This is a genomic window from Pseudomonas sp. 910_21 (assembly GCF_052850735.1).
Genome location: NZ_VXCY01000003.1, coordinates 423,430 through 435,887, shown reverse-complemented (window position 1 = coordinate 435,887; position 12,458 = coordinate 423,430). Strand labels below are relative to the sequence as shown.

14 protein-coding genes are annotated in these 12,458 nt (G+C 61.8%); 9 read left to right on the top strand and 5 right to left on the bottom strand.

Translation table 11 applies throughout. The features are described from left to right. Positions 1-57 precede the first annotated feature (57 nt). On the bottom strand, positions 58-303 hold the full coding sequence (locus FW796_RS12015; RefSeq protein WP_123726799.1) for a TIGR02647 family protein: 246 nt from the start codon (positions 301-303) through the stop codon (positions 58-60). 193 nt (positions 304-496) lie between these two features. After that, a complete protein-coding gene (locus FW796_RS12010; RefSeq protein WP_102862226.1) occupies positions 497-781 on the bottom strand; it encodes a hypothetical protein in 285 nt (94 codons plus the stop codon). A gap of 125 nt (positions 782-906) precedes the next feature. Between FW796_RS12010 and FW796_RS12005 the strand changes: the two genes are divergently transcribed. Then, entirely contained in the window at positions 907-1,554 is a 648-nt protein-coding gene (locus FW796_RS12005; protein WP_404937890.1) for a glutathione S-transferase family protein, read from the top strand. 60 nt (positions 1,555-1,614) lie between these two features. On the opposite strand, the gene argH is transcribed toward FW796_RS12005, so the two are convergent. Next, positions 1,615-3,009 (bottom strand): argininosuccinate lyase, encoded by a 1,395-nt coding sequence (gene argH / locus FW796_RS12000; protein WP_346633364.1) that lies wholly within the window; start codon positions 3,007-3,009, stop codon positions 1,615-1,617. Between the two features lie 625 nt (positions 3,010-3,634). Between argH and FW796_RS11995 the strand changes: the two genes are divergently transcribed. From FW796_RS11995 to FW796_RS11965, 7 genes are all read left to right on the top strand, one after another. Beyond that, positions 3,635-4,381: a LytR/AlgR family response regulator transcription factor gene (locus tag FW796_RS11995; RefSeq protein ID WP_123726797.1), complete on the top strand. Its 747-nt coding sequence runs from the start codon at positions 3,635-3,637 to the stop codon at positions 4,379-4,381. 127 nt (positions 4,382-4,508) lie between these two features. Beyond that, the gene (hemC, locus tag FW796_RS11990) at positions 4,509-5,450 is read left to right on the top strand and encodes a hydroxymethylbilane synthase (protein ID WP_446439390.1); all 942 of its coding nucleotides are present in this window, start codon (positions 4,509-4,511) and stop codon (positions 5,448-5,450) included. Then, positions 5,447-6,214 carry a uroporphyrinogen-III synthase gene (locus FW796_RS11985; protein ID WP_346633362.1) on the top strand — a complete coding sequence of 256 codons (768 nt, stop codon included), beginning with the start codon at positions 5,447-5,449 and terminating at the stop codon, positions 6,212-6,214. The genes hemC and FW796_RS11985 overlap by 4 nt, the downstream gene beginning before the upstream one ends. A gap of 16 nt (positions 6,215-6,230) precedes the next feature. Then, complete coding sequence (locus tag FW796_RS11980; RefSeq protein ID WP_346633361.1) at positions 6,231-7,370, top strand: uroporphyrinogen-III C-methyltransferase; 1,140 nt, start codon at positions 6,231-6,233, stop codon at positions 7,368-7,370. Further along, the gene (locus FW796_RS11975) at positions 7,367-8,605 is read left to right on the top strand and encodes a heme biosynthesis protein HemY (protein WP_346633360.1); all 1,239 of its coding nucleotides are present in this window, start codon (positions 7,367-7,369) and stop codon (positions 8,603-8,605) included. The genes FW796_RS11980 and FW796_RS11975 overlap by 4 nt, the downstream gene beginning before the upstream one ends. Before the next feature lie 165 nt (positions 8,606-8,770). Continuing rightward, positions 8,771-9,292, top strand: a complete 522-nt coding sequence (locus FW796_RS11970; protein ID WP_346633359.1) for a disulfide bond formation protein B — start codon at positions 8,771-8,773, stop codon at positions 9,290-9,292. A 207-nt stretch (positions 9,293-9,499) separates the two neighbouring features. Beyond that, positions 9,500-9,958, top strand: coding sequence for an Rsd/AlgQ family anti-sigma factor (locus tag FW796_RS11965; RefSeq protein WP_011064170.1), 459 nt, complete (start codon positions 9,500-9,502; stop codon positions 9,956-9,958). A 61-nt stretch (positions 9,959-10,019) separates the two neighbouring features. On the opposite strand, the gene FW796_RS11960 is transcribed toward FW796_RS11965, so the two are convergent. Next, positions 10,020-10,685: an FKBP-type peptidyl-prolyl cis-trans isomerase gene (locus FW796_RS11960; protein ID WP_346633358.1), complete on the bottom strand. Its 666-nt coding sequence runs from the start codon at positions 10,683-10,685 to the stop codon at positions 10,020-10,022. Positions 10,686-10,878: 193 nt separating this feature from the next. Here FW796_RS11960 and FW796_RS11955 point away from each other — a divergent pair, with 193 nt between their 5' ends. Continuing rightward, positions 10,879-11,979 carry an AlgP family protein gene (locus tag FW796_RS11955; protein ID WP_446439389.1) on the top strand — a complete coding sequence of 367 codons (1,101 nt, stop codon included), beginning with the start codon at positions 10,879-10,881 and terminating at the stop codon, positions 11,977-11,979. On the opposite strand, the gene FW796_RS11950 is transcribed toward FW796_RS11955, so the two are convergent. Beyond that, positions 11,976-12,440 (bottom strand): TIGR02444 family protein, encoded by a 465-nt coding sequence (locus FW796_RS11950; RefSeq protein WP_346633356.1) that lies wholly within the window; start codon positions 12,438-12,440, stop codon positions 11,976-11,978. The genes FW796_RS11955 and FW796_RS11950 overlap by 4 nt on opposite strands. Positions 12,441-12,458: the final 18 nt, after the last annotated feature.

Genomic DNA, 12,458 nt, shown 5'->3' with positions numbered 1-12,458 from the left:
CGGGAGGGTGCCTACGGAATCCGACAGACGGGAACCCCGCAGGCCGAGGAGCAGTGTTCAGGCGGTTTCTTTGACGCTCAGGATGGTCAGCAGGCCTTGAGCATGCTCGGCTGCATCCCGGCCAAGGCTGGTCAGGTAGCCCCCATCGGGTTGGGTCAGCAGTTCTTTGTCAAACAGGCGTTGGGCGGCGGCGATGGCAGAAGGGGCAGCGGTCTGATGGATTTTCAGGCCTTCCTGGGAGTTGTCCAGGTTGAAGAGTGCAAGGATTTCCAGTTCGGCAACCAACTCAGGGGTATACGACATAAGGACTCCAGACTTTCTAGGAATGAGAGGTCAGCGTTCTTAAGGTGACCGCAGAACGGCGGCGTGTCCAGCGTTCGCTGAGGACTTTTGTACCTGAGGGCAGCGGTCTTTGGCCGCAGGGTGCCTGCAGTGTAGTCAGGTCGGCAGTGGCGTGCCGGAACGTTGCTGCGGGCAGCGCTCCGGTGGTACCGGCTTACTGCTTCTCTGGAGGCAGTTCTGGCAGGGCGCGCAGCGCGGCTTCGTACCATTGGGTATCGAAGGCGCGGTCTTCCTCGAGGATCGCATCGATCTCGACAGCCAGGACGTGGGCCATCAGGTTGAGGATTTCTTCGCGCTCGTAACCCACCAGGGTCAGCTTGTTGAAGGTGGCCTTGGCTGCTGGCGGATTGTCGCTTTCGATCTGGTTCTCGATCGCTTCGATCAGGGTGTTTTCGGCGAACTCTTCTTCGTCGTTGTCGATATCGGTTGGCTCGCTCATGGCAGGCTCCTCAAGGAAAGGTCGCCAGTTTACTCGTATTCAGAGGCTGGATGCTGCTGGTCAGAAGCGGATTAACCTTCTATAAAAAGTCCTGCCGACCCCCTGCACGGCCTGGAGGCTATGGGATGTTCAAGCTTTATGGGTTCGCCATCAGCAACTACTACAACATGGTCAAACTGGCCCTGCTGGAAAAGGGCCTGCCCTTCGAGGAGGTGCTGTTCTACGCCGGCCAAAGCCCCGAGGCGCTGGCCATCAGTCCCCGGGGCAAGGTTCCGGTGCTGGAAGTGGAGCAGGGCTTTATCAGCGAAACCAGCGTGATTCTTGATTACCTGGAGCAGGTCCATCCTGAGCCGGCGCTGCTGCCGGGAGATGCCTTCGAACGAGCTCAGGTGCTGGCACTGGCCAAGGAGATCGAACTCTATATCGAGCTGCCGGCCCGGGCCTGTTTCCCCGAAGTGTTCTTTGGTGCGACGCTGCCCGAGGCGATCAAGGAAAAGGCCGGAATCGAATTGCTGCAGGGCTTTGCCGCATTGCGCCGGCATGCCCGGTTCGCGCCTTATGTGGCGGGTACCAGCCTGAGCGTGGCGGACCTGTATTTCCAGTACAGCGTGAACCTGGCCCTGGTAGTCGGGGACAAGCTGTTCGGGATCGACTTACTGGCCGATATGCCAGAGGCCAAGGCCCTGTTGGAGCGCCTGGAACAGACGCCCAACGCCAGGCGGATTGCCGCTGACAAGGCTGCGCTTATTACCGCCAGGCGATCGGGACGCTAGCGCCGGGCAGCCAGTTTGCAAGGACCGGCAGAGGGTTGCCGGCCCCTGCGGGCAGGGTGCTTAGCGGCTGGCCAGCAACGCCTGGCCGCGAGCCACCGCAGCCCGGACCTGAGTTGGAGCGGTGCCGCCGATGTGGTTACGGGCATTGACCGAGCCTTCCAGGGTCAGCACGGCAAACACGTCCTGCTCGATCTGGTCGCTGAATTTGCGCAGTTCTTCAAGGCTCATTTCTGCCAGGTCCTTGCCAGTCTCCACACCGTACTTCACGGCGTGGCCGACGATTTCGTGGCAGTCACGGAACGGCAGGCCACGGCGCACCAGATAGTCCGCCAGGTCAGTGGCGGTGGAGAAGCCGCGCAGGGCCGCTTCACGCATGATGGCGTGCTTGGGCTTGATGGCTGGGACCATGTCGGCAAAGGCCCGCAGCGAGTCGCGCAGGGTGTCGGCGGCGTCGAACAGCGGCTCCTTGTCTTCCTGGTTGTCCTTGTTGTACGCCAGGGGCTGGCCCTTCATCAGGGTCAGCAGGCCCATCAGTGCGCCAAACACCCGGCCACTCTTGCCCCGTACCAGCTCCGGCACGTCGGGGTTTTTCTTTTGCGGCATGATCGAGCTGCCGGTGCAGAAGCGGTCCGGCAGATCGATGAACTGGAATTGCGCGCTGGTCCACAGCACCAGCTCTTCGGAGAAGCGCGACAGGTGCATCATCGCCACGCTGGCGGCGGCGCAGAATTCGATGGCGAAGTCACGGTCCGAAACGCTGTCCAGGGAGTTGCCGCCCACGGCTTCGAAGCCCAGCAGCTGGCAGGTCAGCTCGCGGTCGATGGGGTAGGTGGTGCCGGCCAGCGCAGCGCTGCCCAGGGGCATGCGGTTGGTGCGCTTGCGGCAGTCCACCAGGCGCTCGTAGTCGCGGCTGAGCATTTCGAACCAGGCCAGCATATGGTGGCCGAAGGTCACGGGCTGGGCGGTCTGCAGGTGAGTGAAGCCCGGCATGATGCTCTCGGCTTCGCGCTCGGCCAGCTCCAGCAGGCCTTTCTGCAAGCGGGTGATTTCGGCCAGGATCAGGTCGATTTCGTCCCGCAGCCACAGGCGGATGTCGGTGGCCACCTGATCATTGCGGCTGCGACCGGTGTGCAGCTTCTTGCCGGTGATACCGATGCGATCGGTCAGGCGCGCTTCGATGTTCATGTGCACGTCTTCAAGGTCCACGCGCCAGTCGAAGCTGCCGGCCTCGATCTCGCCCTGAATGGTCTTCAGGCCGTCGATGATGCTGTCACGCTCGGCGTCGGTGAGCACACCAACCTTGGCCAGCATTGTGGCATGAGCGATGGAGCCCATGATGTCGTGGCGATACAGGCGCTGGTCGAAAGTGACAGAGGCGGTGAAGCGGGCGACGAAGGCGTCGACGGGTTCACTGAAGCGGCCGCCCCAGGACTGATTGGTCTTGTCAGTGCTCATGAATTCGCTCGTGATCTGCTGAAGGAAGATGGCGTGAAAAACAGGCGCCGATAATAACAGGGTTGCCTGGGCTGTCGCTGGCACTGGTCGGCAGCTTTTTTTCTCCTGGCCTGCGCTGCATGGCTTGTCGCCGGCCCCGAGGGCGCAGAGACTGAGATCGGCACAATTCGGAGCGCACCTGGGCAGGGGCGCCTTGAGTGCGGAAGGTGATATCGATCAAACGATATTTATCGATTGAGCAATATCGTCTTGGCAACCGTCTACAGTTGGACAGGAGGACCGGCACAATTGCGTAACACCCCTCGCGTGTTCGCACTGGGTCTGTCCATCGAGTTCACTCCGCGCAGGTCCATGCAACCCGTCCACGAAACGAGGCGGGTGTGGCCAGGGTGGACGCCGACCACAGTAACGAGGGGGGCTTTGTGTTGAATACCAGCATTCCCTGCGACGCCGTCGCGCATCCACCGACCTGGGGCGGTATCGGGCAGGTACGGGTAAATATTGGTGCCCGACTTGCGGCACTTTTTGGCCTTAGCACTAGTCTTAGCGTGGATCGCCGTGACGGACGTCACTCCACCTGTCTACGCTATCCTTGTGCGAGACTCACGCAGGAATCCAGCGCAATATGAATGTCCTGATCGTTGATGACGAACCCCTAGCCCGCGAGCGCCTGAGCCGAATGGTCAGTGAGCTTGAGGGATACAGTGTCCTGGAGCCCAGCGCCACCAATGGCGAAGAGGCGCTGAGCCTGATCGAGAGCCTGAAGCCGGATATCGTCTTGCTCGATGTCCGCATGCCGGGCCTGGACGGTCTGCAGGTCGCCGGTAAATTGTGCGAGCGCGAGACGCCTCCGGCGCTGGTGTTTTGCGCGGCCCCGGACGAATTTGCCTTAGAGGCTTTCAATGCCAGTGGGGTCGGCCACCTGGTCAAGCCCGTGCGCCCAGAGCTGCTGCTGGAGGCGCTGAAAAAGGCCGAGAAACCCAATCGTGTGCAGTTGGCGGCCCTGACCCGGCCGGCGGCGGAAAGCGGCAACGGCCCACGCAGTCACATCAGTGCCCGCACCCGTAAGGGGATCGAGCTGATTCCTCTGGCTCAGGTGGTATATTTCATTGCTGACCACAAGTACGTGACCTTGCGCCATGAAAGCGGCGAAGTACTTCTGGATGAGCCATTGAAGGCATTGGAAGACGAGTTTGGTGAACGCTTTGTGCGTATTCATCGCAATGCGCTGGTGGCCCGCGAGCGGATCGAGCGTCTGCAACGTACGCCCCTGGGGCATTTTCAGCTGTACCTCAAGGGGCTCAATGGCGATGCCCTGATCGTCAGCCGGCGCCATGTGGCGGGTGTGCGCAAGATGATGCAGCAGCTCTAGACCGAGACTCAAGGCCCGCAATAAAGGCAAGCCTGGCGTCGGGAGGACGCTGCGTTTCTGATACAAGTCAAAGCTGCTTTGGCTGAGCTGTTATTATCTGCCGTATCTATTCAGTACGGATTGATCCATGTCCTCTCGCGAAATCCGCATCGCTACCCGCAAAAGTGCACTGGCCTTGTGGCAGGCCGAATACGTCAAAGCCCGTCTGCAAGAGGCCCATCCGGGCCTCGTCGTGACCCTGGTGCCCATGGTCAGTCGCGGCGACAAACTGCTGGACTCGCCCCTGTCGAAAATCGGCGGCAAGGGCCTGTTCGTCAAGGAACTGGAAACCGCACTGCTGGAAAACCAGGCCGACATCGCCGTGCATTCGATGAAAGACGTGCCCATGGACTTCCCCGAAGGCCTGGGGTTGTTCTGCATCTGCAAGCGCGAAGACCCACGTGACGCTTTCGTCTCCAATACCTACGCCAGCCTCGAGCAATTGCCGGAAGGCAGTGTGGTGGGTACCTCCAGCCTGCGCCGCCAGGCCCAACTGCTGACCCGTCGCCCAGACCTGCAGATTCGTTTTCTGCGGGGCAACGTCAATACCCGGCTGGCCAAGTTGGACGCCGGCGAGTACGACGCCATTATCCTGGCCGCCGCCGGCCTGATTCGCCTGGGCTTCGAAGACCGCATCAGTTCGTCCATCAGTGTCGATGACAGTCTGCCCGCCGGTGGCCAAGGCGCTGTCGGTATCGAGTGTCGTCGTGTCGATACTGAAATTCACGCGTTGCTGGCGCCTCTGCACCATGCCGACACGGCCAGCCGGGTGACTGCCGAGCGAGCGCTGAACAAGCATTTGAACGGCGGCTGCCAGGTTCCGATTGCCTGCTACGCAGTGCTGGAAGGCGATCAGATCTGGCTGCGTGGCCTGGTCGGCGAGCCTAGCGGCGGCCTGCTGTTGAGCGCCGAAGCGCGAGGCCCGCGAGCGTCGGCCGCTGAACTGGGGGTGAAGGTGGCAGATGACCTGCTGGCCCAAGGCGCCGATGACATCCTGCGCGCGGTCTACGGCGAGGCGGGCGAAGAGTGATCGGGTGGCGCCTGCTGCTGACCCGGCCGAGCGAGGATAGCGCTGCATTGGCAGCAACCCTGGCCGAGGTCGGTGTCTTCAGCAGCAGCCTGCCGTTACTGGAGATTCAAGCCTTGCCCGTCAGCGATTCGCAGCGGGCGACCCTGCTGGAACTGGATCGTTACTGTGCGTTGATCGTGGTCAGCAAGCCTGCCGCGTACCTTGGTCTGGGCCTGCTGCGAGCCTATTGGCCCCAGCCCCCCGCTCAAAGCTGGTTCAGTGTCGGTGCCGGCACCGGGCAGATCCTTGCGGATGCAGGCCTGCAAGTGTTTTATCCCCAAGCAGGCGATGACAGCGAAGCCTTGCTTGAACTTCCCCAATTGCGCGAGGCTATCCGGCGCCCTGAGCCAAGGGTGCTGATCGTGCGTGGAGAGGGCGGTCGCGAGCTGCTCTCTGAGCGCTTGCGTGACCTAGGTGCTAGTGTCGATTATCTGGAACTCTACCGCCGGTGCCTGCCGCATTACCCCGAGGATGCGCTGCTTGAGCGGATTCAGGGGGAACGCTTGAACGGCCTGGTGGTCAGCAGTGGACAGGGTTTCAGCCACTTGCAGCAGTTGGCCGGCCCAGCCTGGTCGCAGTTGGCGAAGATGCCGTTGTTTGTTCCAAGCCCCCGGGTTGCCGAAATGGCACGTGCCGCCGGGGCGGAAAAAGTTGTGGATTGTCGCGGCGCCAGTGCCGCGGCTTTGCTAACGGCGTTACGGGAGCAACCCGTGCCCGTTCTCTAACGCAAAGGATGGATACGTGAGCGAAACAGCCTTGCCTAAAGATGAAGTCCGGCCGGTGCCTGAAGCACCTGCTGAACCCACGACCCCAACCGTTGAACGTCGTGGCAACGGGTTGGCGATACTGGCCCTGCTGCTGGGGGCGGCGGGTGTCGCCGCCGGCGGTTGGGGGATCTGGCAGGTGCGTAGCCTGCAAGCCAACAACCAGCAGCAACTGAGCCAGCTGCAGGCCCTGGGGGATCAGGCGCAGAGTTTCAAACTCAGTGAACAGCGTCTGAGTGCGCGCTTGGAACAACTGCCGGCAGCCGATGAGCTGGAGGACCGGCGACGGCTGGTGGCCCAGTTGCAAGCTGATCAGCAGCGCTTGAATCAGCGTCTGGAAACCGTGCTCGGCGCCAGCCGCAAGGACTGGCGTTTGGCCGAGGCCGAGCATCTGCTGCGTCTGGCCAGCCTGCGTCTGTCTGCGCTGCAGGACATCAGCAGCGCTCAGGCGCTGGTCCAGGGCGCCGACGATATCCTGCGGGAGCAGAACGACCCGGGTTCCTTCGCTGCACGCGAGCAGTTGGCCAAGAGCCTGGCGGCCCTGCGCAGCACCGAGCAACCGGATCGCACCGGGCTGTTCCTGCAACTGGGTGCCCTGCGTGATCAGGTCCTAGAACTCAGCGCCGTGGCTCCCGAGTACAAGGATCGCGGCGAATCATTGCTGGGGCTGACCGCCGACGGTGACGGCGCAAGCCGTTGGGCGCAGTGGTGGGATCAGGTCTCCCGCTATTTCCGCATCGACTTCAATGCCGACAAGAACATCCGTCCATTGCTGGCCGGCCAAGGGCTGACTCAGGTACGCCTGGCCCTGAGCCTGGCACTGGAACAGGCCCAGTGGGCCGCCTTGAATGGTCAGGCGGCGGTCTATACCCAGGCACTGACCGAGGCACGTGATGTGCTGACTGGCAACTTCAATCAGGACAATCCGCAAAGCAAGATCATGCTTGAGCGCTTGTCCGAACTGAGCAAGCAGCCGGTGACTGTTGTCACCCCGGATCTGGCCAAGACCCTGAGCACGGTCCAGGCCTATCTCGAGCGGCGCAATCTGAACGCTGAGGATTCAGTCAAGCCTCTGGCCAAACCTGCGGCGAACACCGCCCAGGAGACGAGCCCATGAAGCGCGCCTATGTGATCGTTCTACTGGTCATCGCAGCCATCGGCCTGTTGGGACTGGCCATTGCCGAGCATCCCGGGTACGTACTGATCGCCTACAGCAACTTCCGCTACGAATCGAGCCTCTGGGCAACCCTGGCCCTGGTGGCGCTGATCTGGTTGGTGATCTGGGGCATCAAGTTGCTGATTGAATTGGTGATGGTCTCCGGTGGTGTGGTCAACCCCTGGTCGCGGCGCAATCGTAGCCGCCGAGTGCAAATCGCCATCGAGCAGGGCCAGATGGACCTTGCCGAAGGTCGTTGGGCCAGCGCGCAAAAACACCTGCACCGTGCCGCGGAAGCCGAACGTCAACCGCTGTTGTATTACCTCGGTGCGGCCCGTGCCGCCAACGAGCAAGGCCACTATGAAGAGTGTGATCAGTTGCTGGAGCGGGCGCTGACCCGCCAGCCCCAGGCCGAGCTGGCGGTGGCTCTGAGTCATGCCCAGTTGCAGACCGACCGCGGTGATACCGAAGGTGCCCTGAGCACCCTGCAAGCGATGCATGAGCGCCATCCCCATAGCGTTCAGGTCCTGCGCCAGTTGCAGCGCCTGCATCAACAGCGTGGCGACTGGTCGGCGCTGATCCGTTTGTTGCCCGAGTTGCGCAAGGACAAGGCACTGCCGGCCAGCGAGTTGCAGGAGCTGGAACGTCGCGCCTGGGGTGAGAACCTGACCCTGGCGGCGCGGCGCGAAGAGGATCAGGTGGCGGGCCTGCAGTCTCTCAACCGGGCCTGGCAGCAACTGACTTCGGCGCAACGCCAGGAGCCACAACTGGTGCTGGCCTACGCCGAGCAACTGCGTCAGCTGGGGGCGGGAGCCGAGGCTGAAGAGGCCCTGCGCACAGCCCTCAAGCGTAAATATGAAAGCCATCTGGCACGGCTTTACGGGCTGGTGCGGGGCAGCGATCCATCTCGTCAGTTGCAGACTGCCGAGCATTGGCTGAAGGAGCATGCGGACGACCCGAGCCTGCTGCTGACCCTGGGCCGTCTGTGCCTGCAGAACAGTCTGTGGGGCAAGGCCCGGGACTATCTGGAAAGCAGCCTGCGCCTGCAACGCAATCCTGAAGCCTGTGCCGAGCTGGCTCGTTTGCTGGCTCAGTTGGGTGATACCGAGCGCAGCAACCAGCTGTTCCAGGAAGGCCTGGGAATGCTCGACGAGCGCCTGCTGGCGTCACCGTTGCCGGTTCCGGTACGGATCTGAAGCGTCTTCGGGGCCGGTTGCCTGTTGCAGGTAACCGGCCTTTTTTGTCCGGGTTTGATGGCTCATTCACTTTCAATCGTCGACCCACTGCGGCATAGCGCTCCTTGAAAGGAGCGAGCGCTTTCTCTACCGTGGCTGCCTGTTTCTCTCCGTTACGGATATCTCATGTCGCTGGCCGGCTCCCGCTTGCTGTTCTCCCTGGTGTTCCTGGTGGGGGCTTTTGCCTCGTGGGCGGCGTTCAACCTGCAATCTGGTGGTGGCCTGGAATCCTGCCCCTTGTGGGGCGTGCAGCGCTTGCTGCTGATGATGTTTACTGGCGTCAATCTACTGGCCGTGGTGCAGGGGCCGGGGCGCATGGGACGAGCGGTCTACTGGGCGCTCAACCTGATACTGGGCCTGTTCGGAGTGATCACCGCCGGGCGTCATGTGTTGCTGCAGAACATTCCTTCCGAGCAACTCCTGGCCTGCCTGCCGGACATGCCGTTCATGCTGCGCAACCTGTCCTGGTGGCAGGCGTTGCAATTGACCTTCATGGGGACGTCGGACTGCGCGGAGGTCACCTGGACCCTGCTCGACATGAGTCTGCCCGAATGGAGCCTGCTGTTTTTCGTCATCATGCTGATCTTCAGCGGCTACCGTCTGCTGCGCCTGTCTCGAGCCAGGCGCAAGGCTGCGGTGTTGCCCTGAGTCATTGTTTGGTGGGAGGGCGCGGATTAAACGCTTGTATGAACTTTATCTCCTGCGTACCTTGATGCTGTTGTCGAGCGGGCATAATCTGGCCCGCACGCGTCACTGGAATTATGTTGCTCGATGCCGTTGCGCCTGACCGGATCCAGAGTCTCCAAAGGGGGGCGGCGGGCAAGTGGCATGACCCATAAGGGAAGAGAGATCACCATGCTCGAAAGTTGTCAGAATGCTCAGGAACGCTGGGGTGGAGTGCATCTGCTGATCGACCGCTGGTTGCAGGAGCGTCACGAACTGGTTCGAGCCTATGATGCGTTGGGCGCCGAGCCTGAAGCCCTGAGCGAGAGCAAGAAACCGCTGCAGGAATTCTGCGGGATTCTGGTGGACTACGTTTCCGCCGGTCATTTTGAAATCTACGAACAGCTCACCAGCGAGGCCAAGGCCTTTGGCGACAAGCGCGGGCTCGAGCTGGCCGATACCCTCTATCCGCGCATCGACGTGATCACTGAAAAGCTCCTGGCGTTCAACGACCTGTGTGATGCGGGTCAGTGCGTGGCGCAGAAGTTCAAGGAGTTGGGCGGTCTGTTGCACGAACGCTTCGAACTGGAAGATTGCCTGATCGAAGTGCTGCATAACGCCCACAAGCAGGAAGCGGTAGCTCAAGCCTGAGAACAGGGCCGAGCAATACAGGAACGGCACGCCTTGGCGTGCCGTTTTTCGTTTCTGTGCCTTAGCCGGCGACGCCCAGCAGTTCGATCTCGAATACCAGCGGTGTGTAAGGCGCGATCAGGTCGCCCGCGCCTTCGGTGCCGTAGGCCTGATTCGAAGGAATCACCAGTCGCCATTTGGCGCCGGTGGGCATCTGCGACAAGGCGCTGCGCCAGCCTTCGATCACACTGTCCAGGCGAAACCACTGCGGTTGCTGGGTCTGATCGAACACGGTGCCATCGGGCAGGCGTCCGGTGTAGCGCACCTGGACGGAGCCGTTGGGGCTGGCCTTGTTACCACTGCCGGGTGCCAGTTCGGTCAGGAGAATGCCATCGGCCAGTTGGCGAACGCCGGGCTTGGCTTTTTCCTGGTCGAGAAAGCGTCGTTCGTTTTCCAGGGCCGCTTCAGTTTTCGACTTGGTCGACTGCTCACTGATCTGCGCATCGTGCTCAGTCAGGATCTGTTCGATGCGTTCGGTTTTTAGGGCCAGTGGCTTGCCTTGATAAGCGGCTTTCAAACCCTCGACCAATGCCTGGATCTGCAGATCGGGCACTTCGTCGCGCAGTCGTTCACCGAGGCTTGCGCCCAGGCTGTAGGCAAGGTCGTGAGCGTCATTGGGCGGCGCTTCGGCAGCAGCCTGAGCCAGTGGCAAGAACAGGCTCAGGGATAAAAACAGGTAACGCGACATGGGCACTCTCCGGCCTGAGTAGCGGTGGATTATGCCAGCGACAAAGCACGGGTTGGTGAGCAACTTCGATGACGGCGAAGAACATTTTCAATCCGCTGCAACGCCGGGCTTTCGATACTGTCAACATGCCCTAGCGGCGGTAGCAGCAGAGGTCTAGTATGAGCCGCAACTCACGTCAGCCAGGAGGTAAACCATGTCGGCCAATAAGAAGCCTGTAAATACTCCGTTGCATTTGCTCCAACAGCTGTCGGGCAGCTTGCTCGAACATTTGGAAAACGCTTGTTCCCAAGCCTTGGCTGATGCTGAAAAACTGCTCGCCAAGCTGGAAAAACAACGGGGCAAAGCGCAGGAAAAACTGCACAAATCGCGCACCAAATTGCAGGACGCTGCGGCGGCCGGCAAGGCCAAGGCACAAGCCAAGGCCAAGACCGCGGTGAAGGAACTCGAAGACCTGCTGGATGCATTGAAAGAGCGCCAGGCACAGACCCGCAGCTACATTCTGCAACTCAAGCGCGATGCCCAGGAAAGCCTGAAACTGGCCCAGGGCGTTGGTCGTGTGAAGGAAGCAGTGGCCAAGGTATTGAGCACTCGTGATGCCAAGCCGGTAGCTGTCGCAGCGAAGAAACCAGCGGCCAAGCCTGCAGCCAAAGCACCTGCCAAATCTGCCGCCAAGCCAGTGGCGAAAAAAGCGGCTGCCAGTGCAGCTAAACCCGCAGCCAAACCCGCGGCGAGCAAACCCGCAGCGGCTAAACCTGCCGCCAAGCCTGCGCCTGCCAAACCTGTTGCCGCCAAGACCGCTGCCGCCAAGCCTGCAGCCAAAGCTGCCGCCAAGCCAGTGGCTAAACCTGCCGCCAAACCTGTAGCAGCCAAACCTGCCGCTAAACCCGCTGCCAAGCCTGCGGCCAAACCCGCAGCGGCTAAAACAGCCGCCGCAAAACCTGTGGCAGCCAAACCCGCAGCTAAACCTGCCGCCGCAAAAGCGCCGGCCAAACCTGCTGCCAAACCCGCCAGCAAGCCTGCAGTAGCCGCCAAGCCAGCAGCATCGTCGGCTGCGAAACCAGCAGCCAAGCCGGCGGCTAAACCTGCAGCTAAACCGGCTGCGAAAAAGCCGGCGGCAGCCAAGCCAGCAGCCAAGCCTGCTGTAGCCAAACCCGCCACCCCGGCGGCCAAGCCAGCTGCTCCAGCAGCGGTTGCGGTCAAGCCTGCTGCACCCGCGCCTGCCGCCTCGCCAGCAGCTGCGAGCACCGCTCCTGCCGCTCCGGCTCCTGCCGGTACTCCTTCCAGCGCTTCTTAAGCGCCGGTCACCGCGACGCGCAGCACCTGCAGCGCGTCGCGGTTGCGTTCGGCGGCTCCGGCCGCCAATCCTCCAAGCCAGTCTTCCAGGCTCTTCGCTTGAGCTTCCGGCCATTCCCGTACCCGCTCCTGCAGGCGCAACAGCAATTGCCGTTCGGCTTCCAGTTCCAGGGTCTTGACCTGTTCGCGCAAGGCACTCAACTCAAGGTCCTCGCGGGCCGCATCGCGCCAGCCAATGCGTAAGTCGCGCAGGGGCTGAACCACGTCCCGGTGCCAGGGCGCCGCGAACGCTTTCAATTGCTCCAGGCGCTGACTATCGCAGCGGATTCCCCGCTGGCCAAGCCAGGCGCCACAGAGCAACAGGCAGACATTGGCACCCTCGCCCTGCAGTTGCAGACAGGCTTCCTGCACGCCGGGAAGGGCATAGGTGTTCAGGGAAAAACTCCACAGGTCAGAGGACATAGTGCTACTCGCGCCAGT